General features: G+C 72.9%; 20 protein-coding genes. 10 read left to right on the top strand and 10 right to left on the bottom strand.

All coding sequences use genetic code 11. From position 1 onward, the window contains the following. Position 1: 1 nt before the first annotated feature. From EUS26_RS06000 to EUS26_RS05980, 5 genes are read right to left on the bottom strand one after another with little or no spacing between them, the layout of a single operon-like run. Positions 2-817, bottom strand: coding sequence for an ABC transporter ATP-binding protein (locus EUS26_RS06000; protein ID WP_130012285.1), 816 nt, complete (start codon positions 815-817; stop codon positions 2-4). Next, on the bottom strand, positions 807-1,559 hold the full coding sequence (locus tag EUS26_RS05995) for an ABC transporter ATP-binding protein (RefSeq protein ID WP_130012284.1): 753 nt from the start codon (positions 1,557-1,559) through the stop codon (positions 807-809). The genes EUS26_RS06000 and EUS26_RS05995 overlap by 11 nt, the downstream gene beginning before the upstream one ends. Then, on the bottom strand, positions 1,556-2,755 hold the full coding sequence (locus tag EUS26_RS05990) for a branched-chain amino acid ABC transporter permease (protein ID WP_238148828.1): 1,200 nt from the start codon (positions 2,753-2,755) through the stop codon (positions 1,556-1,558). The genes EUS26_RS05995 and EUS26_RS05990 overlap by 4 nt, the downstream gene beginning before the upstream one ends. Then, positions 2,739-3,620: a branched-chain amino acid ABC transporter permease gene (locus tag EUS26_RS05985; protein WP_022923837.1), complete on the bottom strand. Its 882-nt coding sequence runs from the start codon at positions 3,618-3,620 to the stop codon at positions 2,739-2,741. The genes EUS26_RS05990 and EUS26_RS05985 overlap by 17 nt, the downstream gene beginning before the upstream one ends. A gap of 52 nt (positions 3,621-3,672) precedes the next feature. Then, entirely contained in the window at positions 3,673-4,986 is a 1,314-nt protein-coding gene (locus tag EUS26_RS05980) for an amino acid ABC transporter substrate-binding protein (RefSeq protein WP_130012283.1), read from the bottom strand. A gap of 213 nt (positions 4,987-5,199) precedes the next feature. Here EUS26_RS05980 and EUS26_RS05975 point away from each other — a divergent pair, with 213 nt between their 5' ends. Continuing rightward, positions 5,200-6,231, top strand: coding sequence for a LacI family DNA-binding transcriptional regulator (locus EUS26_RS05975; protein ID WP_130012282.1), 1,032 nt, complete (start codon positions 5,200-5,202; stop codon positions 6,229-6,231). A gap of 56 nt (positions 6,232-6,287) precedes the next feature. Here the strand turns inward: EUS26_RS05975 and EUS26_RS05970 are convergent, their stop codons facing one another. From EUS26_RS05970 to EUS26_RS05960, 3 genes are all read right to left on the bottom strand, one after another. Then, positions 6,288-7,172, bottom strand: a complete 885-nt coding sequence (locus EUS26_RS05970) for a formate/nitrite transporter family protein (RefSeq protein ID WP_130012281.1) — start codon at positions 7,170-7,172, stop codon at positions 6,288-6,290. A 170-nt stretch (positions 7,173-7,342) separates the two neighbouring features. Continuing rightward, complete coding sequence (locus EUS26_RS05965; RefSeq protein ID WP_130012280.1) at positions 7,343-11,608, bottom strand: PQQ-dependent sugar dehydrogenase; 4,266 nt, start codon at positions 11,606-11,608, stop codon at positions 7,343-7,345. Between the two features lie 114 nt (positions 11,609-11,722). Continuing rightward, entirely contained in the window at positions 11,723-12,676 is a 954-nt protein-coding gene (locus EUS26_RS05960; RefSeq protein ID WP_130012279.1) for an MFS transporter, read from the bottom strand. Between the two features lie 333 nt (positions 12,677-13,009). Here EUS26_RS05960 and EUS26_RS05955 point away from each other — a divergent pair, with 333 nt between their 5' ends. Further along, on the top strand, positions 13,010-13,687 hold the full coding sequence (locus tag EUS26_RS05955) for an HAD family hydrolase (protein WP_130012278.1): 678 nt from the start codon (positions 13,010-13,012) through the stop codon (positions 13,685-13,687). Between the two features lie 9 nt (positions 13,688-13,696). Here the strand turns inward: EUS26_RS05955 and EUS26_RS05950 are convergent, their stop codons facing one another. After that, on the bottom strand, positions 13,697-14,224 hold the full coding sequence (locus tag EUS26_RS05950) for a hypothetical protein (RefSeq protein ID WP_130012277.1): 528 nt from the start codon (positions 14,222-14,224) through the stop codon (positions 13,697-13,699). 141 nt (positions 14,225-14,365) lie between these two features. On the opposite strand from EUS26_RS05950, the gene ribA reads away from it, so the two are divergent. The 8 genes from ribA to EUS26_RS05910 all read left to right on the top strand — a co-directional run bounded on the left by ribA (position 14,366) and on the right by EUS26_RS05910 (position 21,597). Then, positions 14,366-15,757: a GTP cyclohydrolase II gene (gene ribA, locus EUS26_RS05945; protein WP_238148827.1), complete on the top strand. Its 1,392-nt coding sequence runs from the start codon at positions 14,366-14,368 to the stop codon at positions 15,755-15,757. 56 nt (positions 15,758-15,813) lie between these two features. After that, positions 15,814-16,476 carry a CDP-alcohol phosphatidyltransferase family protein gene (locus EUS26_RS05940; RefSeq protein WP_238148826.1) on the top strand — a complete coding sequence of 221 codons (663 nt, stop codon included), beginning with the start codon at positions 15,814-15,816 and terminating at the stop codon, positions 16,474-16,476. Next, positions 16,473-17,507: a zinc-dependent alcohol dehydrogenase gene (locus EUS26_RS05935; RefSeq protein WP_130012275.1), complete on the top strand. Its 1,035-nt coding sequence runs from the start codon at positions 16,473-16,475 to the stop codon at positions 17,505-17,507. Before EUS26_RS05940 ends, EUS26_RS05935 begins: the two co-directional genes overlap by 4 nt. Positions 17,508-17,522: 15 nt before the next feature. Continuing rightward, positions 17,523-17,903 (top strand): 6-pyruvoyl trahydropterin synthase family protein, encoded by a 381-nt coding sequence (locus EUS26_RS05930; protein ID WP_130012274.1) that lies wholly within the window; start codon positions 17,523-17,525, stop codon positions 17,901-17,903. After that, on the top strand, positions 17,881-18,951 hold the full coding sequence (locus EUS26_RS05925; protein ID WP_130012273.1) for a glycosyltransferase family 4 protein: 1,071 nt from the start codon (positions 17,881-17,883) through the stop codon (positions 18,949-18,951). The genes EUS26_RS05930 and EUS26_RS05925 overlap by 23 nt, the downstream gene beginning before the upstream one ends. Then, entirely contained in the window at positions 18,945-19,823 is an 879-nt protein-coding gene (locus tag EUS26_RS05920; protein WP_130012272.1) for a class I SAM-dependent methyltransferase, read from the top strand. Before EUS26_RS05925 ends, EUS26_RS05920 begins: the two co-directional genes overlap by 7 nt. Next, complete coding sequence (locus tag EUS26_RS05915) at positions 19,820-20,761, top strand: lysylphosphatidylglycerol synthase domain-containing protein (RefSeq protein WP_130012271.1); 942 nt, start codon at positions 19,820-19,822, stop codon at positions 20,759-20,761. The genes EUS26_RS05920 and EUS26_RS05915 overlap by 4 nt, the downstream gene beginning before the upstream one ends. A 77-nt stretch (positions 20,762-20,838) precedes the next feature. Beyond that, on the top strand, positions 20,839-21,597 hold the full coding sequence (locus EUS26_RS05910) for a hypothetical protein (protein ID WP_130012270.1): 759 nt from the start codon (positions 20,839-20,841) through the stop codon (positions 21,595-21,597). A 41-nt stretch (positions 21,598-21,638) separates the two neighbouring features. Here EUS26_RS05910 and EUS26_RS05905 read toward each other — a convergent pair whose 3' ends face one another. Further along, positions 21,639-22,250 carry a flavodoxin family protein gene (locus EUS26_RS05905; RefSeq protein ID WP_130012269.1) on the bottom strand — a complete coding sequence of 204 codons (612 nt, stop codon included), beginning with the start codon at positions 22,248-22,250 and terminating at the stop codon, positions 21,639-21,641. Positions 22,251-23,103: the final 853 nt, after the last annotated feature.

Here is a 23,103-nt window from a genome sequence, read left to right as displayed (position 1 = left end):
GTCAGGTCCTTTCGGGGGCGGGGCTGCTCAGCTCGGGCGAGCGCGCCTCGGAGGGGGTGGGGTCCTCGGTCGGGTCGGCGTCGCGGGTGCCGCCGCCACCTCCGAGGTAGAGCTCGGCGAGCTGGGGGTCCTCCAGCAGCTCGGGGGCGGGCCCGGTGATGTGGACCCGGCCCAGGTCGAGGACGCAGCCGATGTCGGCGGTCTCCAGGGCGCGCCGGGCGTTCTGCTCGACGAGCAGCACCGCGATCCCGGCCTCCCGCATCCGGACGACCTGCTCGAAGACGACGGAGGTCGTCTTCGGGTCCAGGCCCATGCTCGGCTCGTCCAGGAGCACGACCTTGGGGCTGACCATGAGCGAGCGGGCGAACTCGACCTGCTTCTGCTGGCCTCCGGACAGGGCGCCGGCGAGGGCGGCCCACCGGTCGGCGACGACGGGGAAGAGGTTCTTGACGAACTCGACCCGCTCCTGGACCTCGGCCTTGTCCTTGACCGTGTAGGCGCCCAGCGAGACGTTCTCGGCGACGGTCATCTCCTTGAAGACGCTGTGGCCCTGGAGCACGTGCGACAGGCCGTGCCGGATCATCGACTGCGGGCCGGAGCCGGTCACCTCCTCGCCGTCGACGACGATGGACCCCGAGCGGGGGGCCAGCATGCCGCTGGCCACCTTGAGCACGGTGGACTTGCCGGCGCCGTTGGGACCGACGAGGCAGACGACCGAGCCGGCGGGCACCTTGACGGTCAGCCCGCGCAGGACGAGCGCGGCGCGGCCGTAGCCGGCCTCGATGTCGTTCAGCTCGAGAAGGTTCTCAGACGCCAAGGTAGGCCTCCAGCACTCGGGGGTCCTGCTGGACCTCGGACGGCGTGCCCTCCGCGATGGGGGCACCTCGGTCGAACACGACGATGTGGTCGGACAGGCTCATCACCATGTCCATGTTGTGCTCGACGATGATGAAGGTCCTCCCCTCGGCGTTGAGCTCCTGCACCAGGGTGCCGATCCGCCCGATGAGGGCCGGGTTGACACCGCCGGCGGGCTCGTCGAGCAGGATGGTGTCGGGGTCGCCCATGAGCACCCCGGCCAGCTCCAGCAGCTTCTGCTGCCCGTAGGAGATGTCCTGGGCCAGCGAGCCCTCGAGGTGGTCGATGCCGACCCGCCGCAGCAGCTCGCGCGCCCGCTCCACCTGCCGGCGGTTCTGGCTGGACCCGGCGAGCTGGCGCAGCCCGGTGGGGCGGACCGCCACGAGCAGGTTCTCCAGCACGGTCATCCGGGGGAAGGTGCGGCACAGCTGGAAGCTGCGCCCCAGGCCGGCGGCGCAGATGCGGTGCGGCGCGCGGCGGGTGATGTCCCGCCCCCGGAACCGGACCGTGCCGGAGTCCGGCGCGATCATGCCGGTCACGATGTTGAAGAAGGTGGACTTCCCGGACCCGTTGGGCCCGATGAGGGCGTTGACCTTGCCCTCGTGGAAGGTCACCGTGGCGTCGTTCACCGCCTGCACGCCGCCGAACGCCTTGGACAGGCCCTCGGTCTGCAGGCTGGGGCGCACGTCCTGCTGCACGCTCATGATCGTCCCTTCCCGGTCGTCGCGTGGCGCGCGTCCTCGACGCGCTCCGCCTCGGTCTCGGCGTCGGCCTCGGTCTGCGCCCGCCGCTGGGCGTCGATGGCCCGGTTGCGCTCGAGCAGCTCGGCGGCGCTCTCCTCGCGGATCGAGGTGGCCGCGGGGCGGAAGCGGTGCACCACGCCGAGCAGCGCGGGCACCACCCCCTCCGGCATGAACAGCACCACGACGGCCAGCAGCAGGCCCAGCGCCACGAGGTGGAACTGGCTGTCGCCGTACTGCGCCTTGAAGACCTCCATCGCGTAGCCGACGACCACCGCACCCACCACCGGGCCCACGAGCGAGCGGATGCCCCCGAAGAGGGACATGAGCACCATGTAGGAGCCGGTGAGGATGGAGAACTGGAAGACCGGGTCCAGGTTGCCGAACCAGAGGGCGTAGAGGCCGCCGGCCAGGCTGGTGAAGAACGCGGAGATGACGAAGACGACGAGCTTGTAGCGGAACGTCGGCACCCCCAGCGCCTCGGCCTTGTCCTCGTCCTCGCGGATGGCCTTGAGCCCGGCGCCGAACTGCGAGCGGTCGATGAGCCACCACACGACGAGCGCGATGCCGATAAGGAGCAGGAAGAGGAGGTAGAACCGGGTGTGCTGCTCGGGGCGCAGCACCGAGCTGTCGAACGGCCGCGGGACGCGCAGCCCCTCCGACCCGCCGGTCACCGACGCCCAGCTCTGGAACACCAGGAGCAGGATGAGGACCAGGGCGATGGAGACGATGACGAAGGAGGCTCCGCGGACCCGCAACGAGGCGATGCCGATGGGGACCGCCAGCAGCGCGACGGCGACCGCACCCAGCACCAGCGCGACCCAGGGGTTGATGCCGGTATGCGTGGTGAGCAGCGCCACGGCATACCCACCGAGGCCCGAGTAGGAGGCGTGGCCCAGTGAGATGTAGCCGGTGAAGCCGCCGACGAAGTTCCAGCCGACGGCGAACGCGGCGTAGCTGGCGATGACGACCGCCACCGACAGGATGAAGGCGTCCGGCGCGAGCCAGGGCACCATGAGCGCGAGCACGACCGCCACGGCTCCCAGACCGGCCTTGGCCAGGCGCAGACGGCGGTCGAAGCGCTGACCGGCGCTGTCGTCCGGGCGCCCGGTGGCCGGGGCCGTGGGGGTCGGGGTGGCGAGGTCAGAAGCGTTGGGCAAGGCGACCTCCGAAGAATCCCTGCGGACGGACCATCAGGGTGAGGAACAGGGCGAGGTAGAACACGGTCTGGGCCCAGGTGGTGCCCAGCGGGATCTGCAGCAGGCTCTGGCTCAGGCCGAGGACCAGCGCGGCGATGGCGGCCCCGGGGATGCTCCCGAGGCCCCCGACGACGATGATCGCCATGAGCGGGCCGATCCAGTGCCAGTGCAGGGACGGGTAGATCGTCGAGTCCAGCGCCAGGGCGGTCCCGCCGATCGCCGCGGTGGCGAGCCCGAGACCGAAGCCGTAGCCGGCGACCTTCTCGGTGTCGATGCCGAGCAGCGCGGCCGCCTCCTTGTGCTGGATGGTCGCGCGCAGCGCCTGGCCGAAGCTGGTGGCCTTCATGAGCAGGTAGAGCGCCAGGAGGCTGACCGCCGCGAGCCCGAACGCCACCAGCTTGACCACGGCGATGTTGGCGCCGAAGACCTCGATGCTGGCGGTCGAGTAGCTGAGGCTGATCCGGCGCTGTGTCCCGGTCCAGACGAAGCCGAGCATCCCCTCGATGATGAGCGCGATGGCGAAGGTCAGCAGGACCGACATCATCGTCAGGGTGGCGGGCTTGAGCCGGGACAGCAGGAACCGCTGCATGACGACGCCCAGGACGAAGAACAGCGGCACCGTCGCCACGAGGGAGAACAACGGGTCGATGCCGGTGGCGCGGTGGAACGCCCACGCGAGGTACGCGGCGAGGATGAGGAACGCCGAGTGGGCGATCATCACCACGCGCATCACCCCGAAGTAGAGCGTCAGGCCGGCGGCGAGGAGGGCGTAGAGGCCTCCGAGCAGGATGCCGAGGATCACCGCCTGCGTGATGAGGGCCGTCACGAGAGGCTCCCTTCTGGACGGTCGTGGGTGCGGGGCAGGAGGCGGATGGGGCTCACCAGTCCTGCTTGGGGAAGGAGAGCTCGGCGTCGCTGGCGTCCTCGGGCAGGACGATGACGATCTCGTCGTCCTGCCACTGCTGGATGAGGTGGGCGGCCTGCGGGCGGCCCTCCGCGTCCCAGGACAGCGGGCCCACGACGGTCTCGACCTCGTTCTCGCGCAGCCAGTCGATCATCGACTGCTGGCACTCCGGGCTGGGGTCGGCGCAGTCGTTGGCCTCGGCCGCGGCGGCGACCACCTGCATGGTGGTCCAGGCGTTGGCCTCGTCCTCGTTGGGCGGGTTGCCGTGCTGCTCGGTGTAGAAGTCGACGAACTCGGCGTTCGACGGGTAGTCCGCGTCCGGGGTGTACCCGGTGGGCGACAGGATGCCCTCGGTCTCGCCGATGGCCTCCGGGAACTCGGGGTTGGTGGGGGCGGTGGAGAAGGCGGCCATGCGCGGCTGGTAGTCCAGCTGCTGCAGGGCGACGATGAGGTTCACCGCGTCCTGGTACTGCGTGCCGCCGACGAGGATGTCCGCGTCCGTGTTGGCGATCTTGTTGGCGATGCTGGAGAAGTCGGTGGTGTTGGGCGGGTAGACCTCGTCGGCGACGGTCTCGATGCCGCCCTCCTCGAGCTTCTCCTTCAGCCCGTAGGCGGTGCCCTGGGCGAAGGGGTCGTCCATCGAGGCGTAGGCGGCCGTCGTGGGCCGCTCCCCCTCGGGCATCGCCAGGATGTGCTCGGCCAGGTAGTTGTAGTGGTCGTTCGCGATGGCGGGGGCGGCGTAGAAGAGGTTGTCGAAGCCCTGGGTGAAGACCTCCTCGGCGGCGCCGGCCGGCTCCACGAAGAGGAAGCCGTAGTCCTGGGCGACCTGCGCCGCCGGCACGACCAGCCGGGTCGAGAACGGGCCGACGACGATGTCGACCTGGTCCTGGTTGATGAGCTTCTCGTAGTCGGAGGCGACCCGGTCGGCGTTGGACTGGTCGTCGTAGATGATGAGCTCCACGTCACGGCCCAGGAGGCCGCCGTTGGCGTTGGTGTACTCCGCCCAGGCCTCGTAGCCGCGCTGCACGCCCTTGCCGGGCTCGGAGAAGTCGCCGGTGAGGGGCAGCGAGATGCCGATGGTGACCGGTCCCTCGTCGCCCTCGCCACCCTCCCCTCCCCCGGAGGAGCCGGCGCCGCCGCCGAGCCCGCAGGCGCTGAGCGTCAGCGCGCCGGTGGCCGCGAGGGCCAGGGCGCCGCTGCGACGGGCGCGGCTGGGGTGCGTGGTCGACCTCCCCTCCCTACGGTCGTCGTCGGCGGTCAGGACGGATCGGCGGGTGGTGTCGTTCATCTGGCGCTCCTTTGCGGCCCACGGAGAGAGGTCAACCGATTACGCAAACGTTTGCACAAACGATTGCGTTGTACGATAACCTGCGTGGTGGGTGTTGGCAAGGAGGTCCCGGCCCGGGTCCTGAGACGACACCCCGACCGGGTCGAGGACGACCACCAGCAGCGCCCGAGCGCGACACGACGAGCGCAAGCACAGGAGCACGAGGAGTCGAGGATGACCGGAGCCGCGGCACCACGCCTGGTGGACATCGCCGAGTCCGCGGGGGTCTCGGTGGCCACGGCCTCGCGCGCGTTGAGCGGCCGGCAGGGAGTGAGCTCGGCGGTCGCCGAGCGGGTCAAGGAGATCGCCGAGTCGCTGGGCTACATCGGCAACGTCCACGCCCGGTCGCTGGCCGGCGGCACCAGCTCCAGCGTGGGCCTGGTCATCCACGAGGTGGCCGACCCCTACTTCTCCGAGATCGCCAGCGGCGTCATGCGGGTGGCCAGCCACCGGGGCCTGTCGGTCCAGATGTGCCACAGCGGACGTGACCCGCAGATCGAGCTGCGGCAGCTGAGGACCCTCATCGCCAACCGGGTCGGGGTCATCGTCGTGGCGGGGTCGGGCTACCTCGACCCCGAGGCGGAGCGCAGCATCCAGCGCGAGCTCTCCCGCTTCACCCAGGCGGGGGGTCGCGTGGTGGCGATCGGCCGCCACCAGCACGCCACCGACGCGGTGCTGCCGGCCAACACCGACGGGGCACAGGCGGTCACCCGCCACCTCCTCGGGCTCGGGCACCGGCGCATCGCCGTCGTCACCGGGTCACGGGGCCTCACCACCGTCGCCGACCGTCTCGCCGGGGTGCACCGCTCGCTCGACGAGGCGGGCATCCCCCGCACGGACGTCCCCGTCGTCGAGGCCCCCTTCACCCGGGACGGCGGCAAGGCGGCCACCCTGCAGCTGCTGGAGCACCACCCCGACCGCACCGCCGTGCTCGCGCTCAACGACGACATGGCCATCGGCGCCCTCTCGGTGCTGCGCTCACGGTCGCTGCGCGTGCCCGAGGACATGTCCGTCACGGGCTTCGACGACGTCCCGGTGGCCGCCGACCTGTCGCCGTCGCTGACGACGGTGCGCCTGCCCATGCAGCAGATGGGTGAGAAGGCGCTGGAGCTGGCCCTGCGGCCGCCCACCAAGCGACCCCGGCGGGTGGTCATGCCGGCCACGCTGGTGGAGCGGGACTCCAGCGGGCCGCCGCGCCGGGGCTGACGGGCCTCGACAGGCCCACGACCGACAGTCGTCGTCGGGCGACGCGGCGCCAGGGGCTAGTGGGGCTGCCCTGCGGACAGTCGGCGGCTGCGCTCCTCGCGCACCAGCTCCCAGGTCCGCACGATGCGCAGGGCGGTCATGATGACCAGCCCCCCGACCATGTTGAGCAGGGTGACCCACCAGAACCACCCCAGCCACTGGCCGACGGTGATCTCCGCACCGGCCTGCATGGCCCCGAAGATGAGCACCGACGACAGTGCGCCGTGGTGCATCTCGAGGCCGACCACGAGGAAGCCGCCGATGAAGGAGATGATCGCGGTCATGACGTCGGAGCTCGCGCCCTGGTTCATCCGGGTCATCAGCGTGATGGTGCTCCCGGCGAGCAGGGCGAGCGCGACGGTCTCCATGGTGAAGCCCGCCGTCACGTAGCCGACCGCGGACTCGACCAGGTGCTGGTGGAACTGCGGGAAGGCATACACCACCAGCCACATGAACGCCCAGCCCCCGGCGAGGTTGGTCACCAGGGTGACCGACCACAGCCGCAACAGCTGGCCGGCGGTGCCGTGCCCGGCGAGGACGGCGTTGACCGGGAGCATGAAGTCCTCGGTGAACAGCTCGGAGTGCGCCAGCCGCAGCGCCAGCAGGCCGATGCCGAAGGCCAGCCCGGAGAGCAAGGTGCTGCCGGTGGCGTGCATGACCGCGAGCATCGCCATGATGCCGAGCCCGACGTCGATGCCGCCGAAGAGGCCGGTGACGACCAGCCCGCGGTGCGTGCGCTTGAGCCGTTCCTCCCCCTCCGAGACGGTGGTGTTGAACTCCTCGTGCAGCTCCTCCTCGAGCCGGCGCGCCACTCCCCCGACCTCGACGGTCTCGTAGTCGTCCCCCTGGCCGCCGGCCTCCGGCTCGGTGCTCTGGTCGAGGTCGCCGTCCTGGGCGCTCATCGGGTGCGGGCCTGGTCGGCGCGATCAGTCATCCCCCCATCCTCCCTGCTCGGGGCGGTCTCTCGAGCCACCCGGACGGGAGCCCCGCCCGGCGGGCAGGGGTGAGGCCCCCCGGTGGTGGTGGGCGGAGCACCACCACCGAGGGGCCTCGTCAGGGGATCAGGACCGGCTCAGGAGCAGCTCACCGCCTCGTGGTCGAGCTCGTAGCGCTCGTAGTGGCCCTCGCCGTCGTACCAGGCGTAGCCCGCCACGGTGACGCTGCCCGCCTCGATGGCGCCTTCGCCCGAGCGGAACACGTGGTAGACGGCCTTGCCGTCCTTGACGTTGGTCCACTTCTTGTCGCCGAAGGCGGTCGTGGCCCGGACGTCCACCCGGTGACCGTCCTCGTTGACGACGTGCACCGCCACCACGGCCGTCTTGTTGGAGCACTGGGCCCGCACGGACACCCGCAGGTCCACCTCGTCGGTGGGCGTGGCGGGCGCCACCAAGGTCAGCGCCGCCGTGTCCGAGGCGTTGCCGTGACCCTGGGAACGGACCGACACCTTGATCGTGTAGTCGCCCGGGGTGAACCCGGAGACGTCGAACGAGGTGGCGAAGGTGCCGTCGGTGACCGGCACCTCCCGGCCGACGACCTTGCGGCCCTCGGCGTCCTGGAGCTCGGCGTACACCGACTCCTTGCCCTCGCGCCACCCGGTGCTGCCCGGGGTCGCCTCGCCCGTCACCTCGACGGGCTGATCGGTCGCGACCTCGCCGCCACCACCGGTGATGGTGACGCTCGGCTGCACCACCGGGACCTCGGCGCTGTCACCGGTGACGGTGACACCGCGGATCCGGCCCACGTTGTCGAAGGAGCCGAAGCCGACCCGACCGGAGCCGAAGGTGTCGTCCGTGGCGGTCAGCAGGGGGGTGCCCAGACCGTCGAGGTAGACCGCGATCCGACCGGTGTCCGCGCAGTGCACCAGGCGCACGTCGTGCCAGGCGTCGTCGGTGACCGCGGGCGGGGCACCGATGGTGCCGTCCCACTGGTCGTCGATCCGCTCCCGGTCGGCGCCGTCCACCTTGAAGATGCCGTTGTGCGCGTAGATGGTGTTGTCCTGCGACAGGTGCGCGTAGTAGTACTCGGTGTCCGACTGGTAGCCGAAGACGAGGATGACGTCGCGGTTGTTCACCGACACCGGCTCGTCCAGGCGCACCTGCGCGTCCATCACCAGGGAGCCCAGCTCGGGGCCCTCGGTGAGCACGGCGTACTCGAACGGCCGGCGGATGCCGTCGTTCGGGTTGTCACCGGCCTCGGCCAGCACCACCGCGTCACCGGGGAACTCCCACTTCTCCGGGGTCCGCGGCGCCCAGCTCGAGGCGTCCATGACATCGGTGACCACCGTGTCGCCGGGGGTGCAGCCCGGGTCGAACACCGGCTGCTCCTCCGGGACCTCGAACAACGCGTACTGCGCGGCCATCTGCTCCGCGGTCGGCACCGCGTCGAGGAACATCAGGTCGTCCATCCGGCAGTCGCAGGGGTTCCGCTCCTGCGTGTCCTGGGGGAAGCTGCCACCGATCTTGATGCCCGCGGGGTCGGTGTCGGACGTGGCACCCGAGCCCCAGCGGTTGGCCGCGGTGTAGTCGCCCTCGAGCGGCTCACCGTTCATGTAGAGCGCCATCTCGCCCTCGACGAAGTCGAAGGTCGCCGCGAGGTGGACCCACTCGCCCTGCTCGAGGATCTCGTCCCAGGGCAGGTCGGCGGCGTAGGTCCACGAGCTCGCCCCGTCGACCCGGCGGCCGAGGGCCACGAGCTTCTGCTCGCCGCCCACGTCGATGACCTCCAGCAGCGCGCGCACGCCGTGCCCGTCGGAGTCGCCCGAGAGCACGCCCGCCAGGCCGATCGCGTTGTAACGGTCGTCCGGGTCGGTGGTGTTGGTGTTCGGTGCAGGCAGCTCACCCGTGGGCTTGAACCAGCCCATGACCGTGGTCTCCTCGGCCCCGGCGAAGCGGGACAGGCTCCGGACGCCGTCGGCGTCGTAGACGCCGGCCTTCCAGTCGTCGTTGGACGCCTGGTCAGGGCTCAGCTGCTGCGTCTGCAGCGCCTCACCCGCACCGGGGTATGCCGCGTCCGCGACCCGCATCTCCACGCCGCCGTTGACGAGGTCGATGTCGGTGCCGGACAGGCCCTGGTCGGCCTCCTTCGTGGCGTCGCCCTCGACCGGGTGGTCGAAGTCGTAGCGGGCCACGACGTCCGCGGCGAGGTCCTCCAGGACGTAGGGCGAGGACACGACGTCCTCACGGGCGCCGGTCACCTCCCAGACCCGGCCGTCGGCCTTGGAGACGAGGTAGAGCTCGCCGTCGGCGTCCGAGCCGAACCGGAGGTCGACCCGGCTGTCACCGACGAGCTCGGCGAAGGTGGTCTCCTCGCCGTCGGCGAAGACCTTGAGCTGCTCGATCTCGGCGAGGTCCTCGGGGTCCCCGTCGTTCCGGACCATCTCGTCCTCCTCGGTGGACAGCACCCAGCCCCGGACCAGGTCCGTGAAGAGGTACTTGCCCTGCAGCTCCTCGATCTCGCCGCGGTAGACGAAGCCGCCGTTCAGCGCCACGCCCGCGTCACCGGTCTGCCCGGGGTCGCGGTTGTGGTCGTAGGCCGCCACCGGGTAGGTGAAGTCGAACTGCTCGGCGTCGTCCTCGGGCAGCGGGAAGATCTGCCGGTTCTGCGCCACGAACGGTCCCTCGCGGTCGGACCAGCCGAAGTTGTCGCCCGGCTCGACGGCATACACCGACTCGACCTGCCACTCGCCGATGTGGCCGAGGTACATCGTGTGGTCGCCCTCGGGGTCCCAGCTGATGCGGTGCGGGTCACGCAGACCGACGGCGTAGATCTCGCCGAGTGCGCCCTCGGTGCCCACGAACGGGTTGTCGGCCGGGATGCCGTACTGGCCGTTGTCGCTGTCGTCGCCCATCGGGTCGATCCGGAAGATCTTGCCGTGCGGCGTCGCGAGGTCCTGCGGGTTGTCGTTGCCGACCCCGTTGCCACCGTCGCCGGACAGGATGTAGAGCATCCCGTAGTCGGGGTCGCCGGGGCTGACGGTCGGGTTGAAGGCGATCTGCTGCAGGGTGTGCACGCGACCCGCGAACGGCACCCGCATGAGCTCGCGGCTGGTGCCGGAGAACACCTCCGCCGCGGGGTCGTCGGCGGTCCACTCGGTGACGACGCTGTGGTAGTTCACGCCGCCGTAGGCGGGGAAGTCCGGCTCGTCCTCGGTGAGCGCGCTGCCGGCCTCGGTGTGGACCGTGTAGAAGATCCCGTTCTCGGCGTACTCCGGGTGGTACTCGACGAAGCCGAACCCGGTGCCGAGCCCCGCGTGGTTGTGGAAGTTGTCGACGAAGCGCTCACGGACGTCGAGGTACGGGGTGTAGTCCCCGGTCTCCTTGTCCACCATGTAGAGCATCGCGTTCATGTCCGGCACCGCGAGGCGGCCGGAGCCGTCCGGGACCTCGTCGAGGTGGGTGATGCGGTTGTGCCGGATGAGCCGCTGGTCGCTCGCCGCCGGGGTGGTCGAGGACTCCGGGAGCTGGACGAGCTCCTCCACCTCGATGCCGAGGGTCGAGAGCTCCGGGTCGGGCAGCGGGTTGAGCAGCGGCTGCTCGGGGATCTCCCCGGCCTCGCAGTCGGCGGGGTTGCCGCTGGGGATGGCGAGGTTCTCCCCCGCGGTGTCGATGCCCACGTCGTCCAGGTAGAGGTCGCCGGGGCTGCGGGAGCCGTTGATCCAGAAGAAGCGGTCCAGCGCGCCGGAGACCGGCACACGGAAGTCGAACTGCTCCTCGGCGCCGTCCGGGAGCCGGGTCTGCTCCTCGTAGGGTCCCCCCTGGCTGTAGACGCTGACCTGGTCGCTCGCGTTGTCCGCGACGATCCAGACGCACTGCCACGAGTCCTTCCCCCACGTGCCGACCGACGCGAACGCGCCACCGTCGCGGGCCCGCAGGATGTCGTCGTTCTGGTTGTTCACGTAGGCCCGGCTGTCCGTGTAGGTGCCGGGGACGTCCACGTCGGTGATGCCGAAGGAGGTGTCGACGGTCTCGGTGCGCAGGAACCGGAAGAACAGCGTCCCCGTGTCCCCGTCCTCGATCGCCGGGATCTCCCGGTATGCCTTCTCCCCCGGGCCGTTGAGCTGGCCGACGAAGTTGTTCTGGTTGAGCGGGTCCTGCACGACGGCCGCGGCGGCCGAGCCGACCCACCCGTCCTGGCCGTCCAGGCCCCCCGGGGTGTAGGTCTCGAAGTCGAGCAGGGTGGTGAAGTCGGCGGCGGCCTCCTGGGCGAGGTCGTCACCGCCCTCGTCCGGGGCGGCCGGGGCCGCGACCGCGGCGGGCGCGAGCCCGGTGATGCCGAGCGTCGTCGCGAGCGCGAGCGCTGTCCACCTCCGGGACGAGAGTGGTCGGAGCCGTGACGTCATTGTCTCTCCTCAAGATGCGTAAACGTTTGCGTGCCTGGCCAGGTATAGGTCACCGCGGAGGGGCCTCACAAGGGTTTGCGTGAATTTACGTCCGGGAAGGCGGCCGGGAGTCCCTCACCGGAGCGGCGTCGCACCGGCTGGGCGGGTCCCTGCACGCAGGAGGAGGACCACCCCGACCGTGGCAGTCCCGAGCGCCATGAAAGCGCTGGTCAGGCCCCGTCCCTGGGCCAGGAGCCCCAGCACGAGGGGGCCCGCCCCGAGACCGACGTCCACGAGCACCCCGAAGGTCGCGCCGACCGCACCGGGCCGCCCGGCGGGAAGGCGCTCGGTGAGCAGCCGGAAGAAGGCCGGGGTGAGCAGGACGGCCCCGAGGGCCAGCACGACGGTCCCGGCACCGAAGGCCCCCGCGCCTCCAGCCAGGCCGAGCAGCACGAACCCCGCCCCGCTGAGGACCAGGGCGGCCGCGGAGAGCCGCGTCGCGGCATACCGGTCGGTGAGGCGGGCCAGGAGCAGGCGGCCGGCCACGACGACGCCGCCGTAGAGCGCCAGCGGCCACGCGGCCCCGTCGAGACCGACCTCCCGGGCGCGCAGGGCCGCGAAGGCGAGGAAGCCCGCCGACCCCACCACCCCGACCACGAACGCCAGCCCGGGCAGCCGCACCGCGCGGGGGAAGAGCGGCGCGGCGCCGTCCGGCGGCTCCCCCGGCCGAGCGCCCGGCAGCGCCGTGCCGACGGCGGCGGCCAGCACGCCCAGGGCGGCGACGCCGAGCCAGGCGGTGCGGTAGCCGCCGAGATCCACCAGCCGCTCACCGAGCGCGGGGCCCAGCGCGATGCCGACGAAGAGCGACAGCGAGCTGTAGCTGAGCGCCTCACCGCGGCGCCGCGGCGGCGCGACGTGGAGCAGGGCCGCCATGCCGGCGACGAAGACGACCGCCTCGGCGACCCCGGTGAGCGCGCGGAGCAGCAGCAGCACGGGCACGCTGCCGGCCTGGGTGTGCGCGACCAGCACGACCGCCAGGAGCAGCGAGGCCCCGACGAAGGGACGCCGGGGTCCCCACCGGTCCACCACCCGGCCGGCGCGCCGGTCGCAGCACCAGCGCGGTGAGGCTGAAGGTGGCGACCGTGAGGCCCACCACGAGGGGGCCGGCCCCCAGACGGTCGGCCGCGTAGACCGGGACGAGGGGGATGAGCGCGCCGATGCCCACGAAGTACGCCAGCTCGGCGAGGACCAGGGCGAGGAAGGGCCCCGTCAGAAGGCGAGCACCCGACGGCGGGCCGTCCCCTGGCGCCGCAGCCACCCGACGACGGTAGCAGCGGGGTCACCGCCCGGGGCGGTGTCGACCGGTGTGCGGGCGACCCCGCCCGGGCCGGTCGGGCACCCGGCCCTGGGTAGGCTCGGTGGGTGGAGAACGCCCGCCGCCTCGTCGAGGACGCCCGGACCCTGCTCGTCGACTTCGACGGGCCCCTCGCCCGGCTCTTCCCCGGGGCCCGGTGGGCCGAGCTGGGCGACCGGCTGCGGGCGGAGGCGCGCAGGCTCGGCGGGTCCGAGCTGGCGCAGCGGCTCGAGGGCGAGGCGGACCACGTGCAGTGCCTGAGGCTGGTGGGTGACCACTCGCCCCGGCTGCTGGAGCCCCTCGAGGCTCTCGTCACCGAGCTCGAGCTGGAGGCCGCCGCCCGGGTGTCCCCCCGGACCGGGGCGGTGGCTCTCGTCGAGCACACCCTCGGTCGAGGTGCCTCCGTCGCCGTGGTCACCAACAACACCCCGGGCGTCGTGGCGGGCGTGCTGGACCGCGCCTGCCACGGCGTCACCGCGCGCCTCCACGTCGTCGGCCGGTCGGCGGGGAAGGTGGCCGACCTCAAGCCGCGGCCCGACCTCCTGGTGCGGGCCCTGGGGCTGACCGGATCACGCCCCGAGGAGTCGGTCTTCCTCGGCGACTCGGTGACCGACGTGCAGGCGGGCCGCGCGGCGGGCGTGGCCGTGGTCGCGGTGGCCGAGGAGGAGGGCCGACGCCACGAGCTGCTCGCCGCCGGAGCGGTGGGTGCGGTGGACGGGGTCGACGCCCTCGTGCCCCCGCGGTAGGGAGGGCGCTCAGCCGGACGCCACCGCGACGACCACCAGCAGGACCAGCACCGCGACCGGGATCAGGGCGGTCTCGACCCGGTCGAGGAGGAGCATCGTGCGGGCGACCGGGGGACGCAGTCGCGACAGCGCCACGTCCCGCGCGGCGGTCGTCGTCCGGAGCCAGCGCAGCCCGATGGCCACCGAGACGACGTGCACCACCCCCGTGGCCATCCGGCGACGCGCGCGCCGCAGGTCCGTGCGGGCGACGGGCAGGGCCGCGACCACCCCCAGCACCGTCGAGGCCACCCGCAGGCCCAGGGCCAGGACCACCCCCACGAACGGGCTCAGCAGCGCCCCCACGATCTCCTGCACCGTGGCGAGGCGCAGCTCGCTCACGTCCTGCGTGGTCCCGGTCCACACCACCCACGCCACCCCGAGGACGAGACAGGGGACCCACAGCCGCCGGACGGCGCGCACGCCGAGCACCGCCCAGGCGTCGGACACCCCACCCACGGCCCTGCCCGCGAGCGACTCGACCTCGTCGGTGACCGCCACCGGCGCATGTTCCCGGTGGCTCCGACCCTCGGAGGTCCGACGGACCCAGCCTGTCACCTGTCTCACCTCCAGCACTCGTCGTCGACACGCTGATCGCCTCTCCGCAGGAGAAGATCGCCGGTCACGACCATAATGTGGAGGATGGGTGAGCAGGCGAGAACCGCACCGCGGCGGGTCGAACGGGTGGCCGACACCCGGCTCCCGACCGACCACGCGACCTTCCGGATGACGGCATACCGCGACGACACGGGGATGGACCACGTCGTCCTCAGCCTCGGGGTCACCGACGACGACGGCCCGGACCTCCCGCCGCCCCTCGTGCGCGTGCACTCCGAGTGCCTCACCGGCGACGCGCTGGGGTCGCGACGCTGCGACTGCGGGGAGCAGCTGCAGTACGCGCTGCAGCTGCTCGCGCGGACCGGTCGCGGGGCCGTGGTCTACGCCCGCGGTCACGAGGGCCGGGCGATCGGCCTGGCGGAGAAGCTGCGCGCCTACGCCCTGCAGGACCGCGGCGTCGACACCGTGGACGCCAACCTGGCCCTGGGCCACCCCGCCGACGCCCGCACCTACGACCACTGCGCCGCGATGCTGCTCGACCTGGGGATGCGCCGCGTCCGGCTGCTGTCCTCCAACCCGGCCAAGGAGCTGGCGCTCAGCGCGCTCGGCATCGAGGTCGTCGAACGCGTGCCGCTGGTCGTCCCGGACCGTGAGGAGAACGCCTTCTACCTCGCCACCAAGCGCGCCCGCATGGGCCACGACGAGGCCGACCAGGACGAGTGGGACCAGCTGCTGGCCGGGCGCATCCCGGCGGCCGGCGAGCTGGCTCAGCGCTACGGCGACCTGAACCGGGCGGACGGGCCGCGCGTGCTGGCCCAGCTCGGGCAGAGCCTGGACGGCTTCATCGCGAGCCGGACCGGTGACGCGGCCTTCGTCACCGGTGAGCTGGACCGTGAGCACCTGCACCGCCTGCGGGCGCTGGTGGACGCCGTGGTCGTGGGCGCCGCGACGGTGGCCTGCGACGACCCGCAGCTGACCGTCCGCGCGGTGGACGGCCCGCACCCCACGCGGGTCGTCCTCGACCCGCGCGGCGTCACCCCGGCGGACTCCGTCGTGCTCGCCGACGCCGCCTCACCCACCCTGTGGGTCGTCGGCGCCGACGTCCGCCCCGGTCCGGTCGGCGAGCACGTGGAGGTCGTCCGGTGGCCGGACGCGGGACCGATGGAGCCCCGCGCCGTCCTCGACCTGCTCGCCTCCCGCGGGCTGCACCGGGTCCTCGTCGAGGGCGGAGGGCGGCTGGTGTCGGCCTTCGTCCGGGCCGGAGCCGTCGACCGCCTCTACCTCACCACCGCCCCGGTGCTCATCGGCGACGGGGTGCCCGGACTGCGGGTCGACGGCCAGGACCTGCTCACCGACGCCCTCCGGCCGCCCGCCCGCCGCTACCAGCTGGGGGACGACGTCGTCACCGAGCTCGACCTGCGGGTCCGGGGCGCGGCTCCGGCCGCCCTGGCGGCCGACGTCCCCGACGCCAGCTGATGGCGACCCAGATGCGCGCGGGTCGACCCCGGGCGGGGGCGGTGGTGGAGTCCGCCGTGGTCCTCCTCCCCCTCGCGCTGTGCCTGGGCCTGCTCGGCCGCGTCGCTCCCCCGCCGTGGCTCGGCGCCGTGGCGCTGGGCGCCGGCCTGGCGGTGCCGGTCGTGGCCGGGGCCACGCTGGCCCGGCGACGGCCCGTCGCCGTGACCCCGCCCGACGTCGTCACCCTGGGCAGGGTGGTCCTGACCGGCCTCATCACGACCGCGACCGTGCTCGTCCTCGCCGGCGAGCTCCCCGGCCGCACCTGGCCCCTGGCGCTCGTCGTCGGCGCCGCGCTGCTGCTGGACGCGGTGGACGGCTGGGTCGCCCGGTCGACGGGGACGGCGAGCGCGGCGGGGGCCCGTCTGGACATGGAGTCCGACGCCGCCCTGCTCCTCGTGCTGTCCGTCCTGGCGGCCACCCAGGTCGGGTGGTGGGTGGTGGCGATCGGCGCGCTGCGCTACCTCTTCGTGGCGGCCTCCTGGGTGCGCCCGGCCCTGCGTGCGGAGCTGACCTTCAGCCAGCCGCGTCGGGTGGTGGCCGCCCTCCAGGGTGTCGCCCTGCTGCTCGTGGTGGTGCCGCTGGTGCCGCTGCCGCTGGCCGGTGCCGCCGCCGCGCTGGCGCTCGCGGCCCTGGTCGCCTCCTTCGCCCGCGACGTCGTCGACCTGGAGAGCCGGCCGTGAGCCCCCGCTCGGAGACCGCGCTCGCCTACTGGGCGACCGCGCCCGGGGAGGGCGAGCTGCGCGAGGAGACCCTGCCGGAGCCGGGGCCGGGCGAGGCGCTGGTGCGCACGGCGACCAGCGGCGTCAGCCGGGGCACCGAGCTGCTGGTGCGCCGCGGCGGGGTGCCGGACTCGCAGGTCGACCGGATGCGCGCACCCTTCCAGGACGGCAGCTTCCCCTTCCCGGTCAAGTACGGCTACCTCTCCGTCGGGGTGGTCGAGCAGGGCCCGCAGGACTGGCTCGGTGCGCGGGTCTTCTGCCTGCACCCGCACCAGGACCGGTATGTCGTGCCCGTGGACGCCCTCACCCGGGTGCCCGACGGCGTGCCGTCGCGACGGGCGGTCCTGGCCGGCCCCACCGAGACGGCGCTGAACGCGTTGTGGGACGCGCCGCCGTGCGCCGGGGACCGCGTGGCTGCGGTGGGCGCGGGGCTCATCGGCGGGGCGCTCGCCCTGCTGCTCCGCCGCTTCCCGCTGGGACGTCTGCAGGTCGTCGAGACCGACCCCGCGCGCCGGGCCCAGCTCGCCGACGCCGGCCTCGACGCGGTGTCGCCCACCGAGGCCGCCCCCGACTGCGACCTCGTCTACCACGCGTCGGCGAGCGAGCCGGGCCTCGCCCTGGCGCTCACGCTCGCCGGGGACGACGCCGAGGTGGTCGAGCTGTCGTGGTACGGCGACCCTGCGCCCCAGGTCCCGCTCGGTGAGGACTTCCACTCCCGGCGGCTGCGGCTGGTCGCCAGCCAGGTGTCCCGGGTCGGCGCGGCCCGTCGGCACCGGCGCGACCCGGCCGACCGGCTGCGTACCGCGCTCGACCTGCTGTCCGACCCCGCCTTCGACGTCCTCGTCGCCGGCGAACGGCCGTTCCAGGACATCGCGGCGGCCCTGGAGGAGCTGGACTCCCCCGCCCCCCAGGGCGGGTGCCTCGTCCTGACCTATGCCGACACCCAGGTCGACGACACCGGCGCAGGTGCGTGTCGACCCGACCATCCCTGACCAGCGAGGAGCACGATGTTCGGACTCACCGTCACCGACCACGTCATGGTGGCCCACAGCCTGCCGGACCCCTTCTTCGGGCCGGCCCAAGGCCTGCACGGCGCCACCCTGGTGGTGGAGGCCACGTGGCGCCGTCGCGACCTCGACGCCCACGGCGTCGTGGTCGACATCGGCGAGGCGGGGCGCCACCTCTCCGAGGTGCTCGACCCGTTGCGCTACGCCAACCTCGACGAGCACCCGGACTTCGCCGGGAGGCTGAGCACCACCGAGGCGGTCGCCGCGCACGTCGCCCACGCCCTCGCCGACCGGGCCGACCCCGCCATCGAGGGCATCGGCATCGTGGTGCGCGAGCACCCGCAGGCCTGGGTGACGTATGACCTCGACCTCCGGGGCTGAGGGCCGCTCCTCGCGGGCCCTCCTCCTGCCTGGTGACCTCACCGGACCCAGTGGTGGCAACCGCTACAACGCGCGCCTCGCGGAGGAGCTCACCGCAGGCGGGGTGGCCCTCACGGTCGAGCAGGTTCCCGGCTCCTGGCCGCGGCCGACCGACGACGACCGGCGCGCGCTGGAGCAGGTGCTCGCACGGCATACCGACGTCGTGGTCGACGGGATCATCGGGTCGGCCGCACCCGCCGAGCTCGCCCGGGCCCGCCACCGCGGCACGAGGGTCGGCGTGCTCGTCCACCTGCCGCTGCCGGCCGAGGGTGGGCTGGACGCACCCGAGCGGGACCTGCTGGCCGCGGCCGAGCAGGAGGCCCTGCAGGAGGCCGACACGGTGGTCGCGACGAGCCGGTGGGCGCGGGACGACCTGGCTCGGCGGTACGGCCTCGGCGAGGTGCGCCCCGTCCCGCCGGGGACCGACCCCGCACCACCCGCGACCGGCAGCACCCCTCCGCACCTGCTCTTCCTGGGCGCCATCACGCCGCGCAAGGGTCCGCTGGCCCTGGTGGAGGCGCTGACCTCCGTGCGCGACCGCAGCTGGACCGCGTCCCTGGTCGGTCCGGCGGGGCCGGACCAGGAGTACGTCGACGCGGTTCGCGCCCGGGCCGAGGGCCTCGACGGTCGGGCCAGCCTGCTCGGTCCGCGCTCCGACGACGAGCTCGCCCCGGTATGGCGCGCGACCGACCTCCTCGTGCTCCCCTCCACCGCCGAGACCTACGGCATGGTCGTGACCGAGGCGCTGGCGCACGGCATACCCGCGCTCGTGCCCGCCGGGACAGGTGCCGTCGAGGCGTTGCGCGGGTCCGGGGAGCGGGACGGCGTGCCGCCTCCGGGAGACGTCGTGGAGGCCGGGTCGCCGACGGCCTGGGCCGCTGCCCTCGCGCGGTGGCTCGACGACGGGGGCCTGCGGTCCGGCTGGCGGGCGGCGGCGGCGGAGCACCGGGATAGACTCCGTGGGTGGGCGACGACGGCGACGGACTTCCGGCAGGCCGTGGGGTGGTAGCCCGTCCCGTCCCGGCCGACTGGCTGGCCCTGCGCCGACAGGCCGACCACCGCGCCCGTGAGAGCGCCGTCGAGCTGCTCGACCTGCTCACCCACCGCCTGCAGCCGGGGGACGCGGACGAGCTGGTGGTGGTCGACGTGGGGGCGGGAACCGGCTCCAACCAGGAGTGGCTCGCCCCGCGGCTGCCAGGGCGGCAGCGGTGGCTCCTCGTCGACCACGACGAGGAGCTTCTGGCCGTCGACAGCACGGTGGAGGCGACCGCCGACGTCACGACCGAGCGCGCCGTCGCGACCGTCGACGACCTGCACACCCTGGTGCCCCGTGGTCGGCACGTCCTGGTGGCCTGCGCGGCCCTCCTCGACCTGCTGTCGACGGGCGAGCTGGAGGCCCTGGCCGACGTCGTCGCGCCGGCCGACGCCGAGGGTGTGACCGCCCTGCTGAGCCTCACCGTCACCGGGGAGGTCGACCTCTACCCCGCCCACCCCTCCGACGCCCCGCTCGCGGACGCGTTCGACGCGCACCAGCGGCGCGAGGACCGGCCTGGTCCGGACGCGGCCACGGTGATGGCCGACGCGCTGCGGCGGCGCGGTGCCCAGGTCGAGGTCAGGGCCACCGACTGGGTGCTGGGTGCCGAGGACGGGGAGCTGCTGCGCCGCTACCTCGACGACCGGGCGGCGGTCGCGGTCGAGCACGACCCGGACCTGGAGCCGCTGGCCCACGAGTGGCGTGCCGAGCGCGAGCGGCAGCTGACGGCAGGCGTGCTCACCGTGCGGGTGGGGCACCTGGACCTGCTCAGCCTGCCGACGACGACGACGACGACGGCGACGGCGACCGCGACGGCCGCTGCCGAGCCCGCGCAGACGGGGCCGTGACCGGCCGACGGGCCGCCGCCGGGCTGGATGCGCGCAGCCTGCGCCTGGCCATGGTGGGCACGCTGCAGGTGGCGCTGACCCTGCTCCTGCTCGGTCTCGTCGTCGCGCAGTGGGGACTCAGCCCCTTCACCACGGCGGCCCGGTCACTGCCGTGGTGGGCGGTCGTCGGCGGGGTCGCCCTGGGCGGGTTCGGGGTGCTCGCCCAGGCGTTGCGGTGGCGGCTCATCGCCCGGCACCAGCAGATCCACGTGCCGGTGGGTCCGGCGCTCGCCCGGTGCTGGCAGGCGGCCTTCCTCAACGGCGTGCTGCCCGGCGGGCTCGCGGGCGACGCGCTGCGCGCCGCCGACGACAGCAGCGACGCGCAGGTCGAGGACGGCCGCCGCGCCCTCGCCAGCGGTTTCGCCGCGGTGGCTGCGGAGCGGCTCTCCGGCACGACGGTGGTGCTCGTCGCGGCGGCGACGGCGCTGCTGCCGTTCCTCCCGCTCGTCGCGGTCGCGTGCCTCGCGGGCGCACTGGTCACCGGCGCCGTGGCCTGGCGCTGGTTGCGGAGGCTGTCGGTCGTCGACCTCCTCGCGGTGGTCCTGCTGTCGGTCGCGGGGTGGGCCGCCTTCGTGGCGATGTTCGTCCTGGCCGTGGCGGTCGTGGCCCCGCAGGTCGAGGTGTCGCTCGGTCCCAGCCTGGGGGCGGTCGCCGTGGCGGCGATGTCGGTGCCGGCCACCGTGGGCGGGTGGGGCACCCGTGAGGCTGCCGCCGGGTGGATCTTCATGGTGCGTGGGCTCGACATGGGCACCGGGGTCACCGTGTCCATCGGCTACGGCATCCTCGCGCTGCTCTCCACGGTCCCCGGTGCCGTCATCCTGGCGCTGCGCGCCGCCCCGCGGGCGCGCGAGGCGGGACGGGCTCGACGTCGCCGTCAACACGCGAGGCTTACGCCGTAGTCATCAGCGACAGGACGTAGTACGGTGGCGCCAGCCTCTAACACAGCGGGCTGTCCCGTCGCACTGTGTGAGGCATTATGACCCTACGTTCCGCACGTCCGCGCACCGCCGTCGCCACGGTGGTCCACCACGAGCACGAGGCCCTGCTGGGCCAGGTCGACGGGTTGTCCGCCAGCTCCTGGCCGCCCGACCTGCACGTGGTGCTCTCGGTCAGCGACCGGGAGCTCACCCGCAACCGCCTCCCCATCCGGTCCGACCGCTGGGAGACCACGGTCCCCCGGCTGCAGATGCCCACCACCCCGTGCGGGTGGCACCACCGAGCCATGATCATGGTGCTCGACGAGGCCGCGACCGCCGACGTCGACGTGCTGGTCTTCCTGGACGTCCGCAGCATCCCTGCTCCCGGTCTGCTCCAGGCCTACGCCGAGCTCGCGAGCGAGGTCGCCGACGGGTCGCCGGCCGTGATAGAGGCCGAGGTGCTCGACCTCCTCCCACCGGGTCCCCTGGGCTACCCCGTCTCGACTGAGCTGTCCGACTGGACGGTCACGTGCCCGGACAGCGAGGAGAACTCCGGTCTCGACGCGTGCCCCGCCTCGTTCGCGGTGCCGACGCGGCACTGGGGGCAGGTACGAGACGCCTGGAAGCAGCTGCTCGCCGACGGGTCGGCGCAGGCCACGCCCGCCGAGGCGGTGGTCGCCCTCGGGGGCAGCCCGGTGCGGGCGCTTCTGCCGAGTGTCTACCGCCAGCACCCCGACGCCACCACGGCCCGCTACATGCACGGCCGCGGCGACCAGCTCATCGACGAGGCGCCGGGGCCCCAGTCGGCGACGGCCTGACGTCAGGCGACAGCGCAGCTGGCACGTCTCCTCCCCCGCGCTCAGGCCTGGGGGTAGGGCGCGGTGCTCAGCGTCCGTGCCAGGTGGGCCGCGTTGGCCGCGACCGTGCTGGTGGTCGAGGCGACCGCCTCCGGAGTCTCGTCGAGGTCCTGGTAGTCGACGCCGTGCATTGCCTCGCCGTTCCAGTAGGTCCCGCCCTGGGCCGGGATGGTGAAGCCGATGTCGTTCAGGCCCTGGAACAGCGCTGCCGTGATGGAGTGCGCACCGTCCTCGTTGCCGACGACGGCGACGACCGCGACCTTGCCGAACATCAGCGGCTGCCCGCGGTCGTTGGTGAACGACAGCTCGGCGTCGAGGCGCTCCAGGACGCGCTGCGCCACACTCGACATGTTGCCGACCCAGGTGGGGGTCGCGAAGACCAGGATGTCGGCGTCGACGATCTGCTGGCGCAGCGCGGGCCACTCGTCCCCCTCCCCCATGTCGGCCTCCACACCCGGGTGGACGTCGTGGTCGACGACCCGGACGAGGCGGCCCGCGACACCGTGCCCGGACAGTGCGTCGAGCACCTGCTGGGCGAGCAGGTCGGTGCTGGAGCTCGCCGGGGTGGGCTTGAGGGAGCAGCTGAGGGCCAGGGCTGTGGGTGGATCCGCCATACCTCTTCCCTATCACCCGGGCCCCGCGTGAGGCGTCCTGAACAGCCTCCGCGACAGGGTTCGGGCAGGGGGGGCACGAGCGATGGCAGGCCCTGGAGCGCCCTCGTGACGTGGTGAGGGTCCAGCCCGATAGACGGGCCACTTCGGGCGAACTGCGCCCTTGAGGTGCCTTCGCCCTCGTGTCCGTGCAGTACCACGCCCTTAAGGCAGGCCACGACTAGGGGCAGTACGTCCGGGACGCCCGCAACGCGGGCCAGGAGGAGATCGCCTCGTTCTTCGAGCGCGTCATGGAGGAGGATTCCCGGCGCGCGCAGCAGTGCCGCGAGTTCTTGGGTCAGCTGACCGGGAAGGACAGCGCCTAAGCCCGTAGAGAATGCCCCTACGGCGAGCCCCTGACCGGAGGACGTGCTGGTCAGTGGCTTCGTCTTGTGCCGACGTCCCGATCCACGACCGGGGCGGCGCCAGTTCGTCTCACGATCCACGACGCGTCCGCGGCCCGCGTCGGTGACTGCTACTGACCGGGCCCCGCGCACCTGGCCGTCCCGTGCGTACCTCAGCACGCCGGTCTCGCATCGGGACTCGAGCGGACCGTGGGCCACTCAGGTGCGCCAGAGGCTTCCCAGGTGCCGCATCCGAGTTCACTTGGCCAACTTCCGGCCTCCGATGCCTCTCTCTCAGCGAGACCAGTCGCCCCAACACGATGCATCGCGGTCGTGACACCACGCACATGCTTGATATGTGGGTGATCTTCTCGGTCACTGGCGGAGCATTGTTGCTCTCGTCGATATACTCGAGGAGGAGCCCTGATGGATGCTCGTACGCCGTGTCTGATTCCGCCTGGCCGTCCGGCGGG

Source organism: Serinicoccus sediminis, assembly GCF_004153545.1.
In the GTDB taxonomy this organism is placed as follows: Bacteria; Actinomycetota; Actinomycetes; order Actinomycetales; family Dermatophilaceae; genus Ornithinicoccus; species Ornithinicoccus sediminis_A.
The sequence above is the reverse complement of the archived record's forward strand: the minus strand, read 5'-3'. Positions and strand labels throughout refer to the sequence as shown.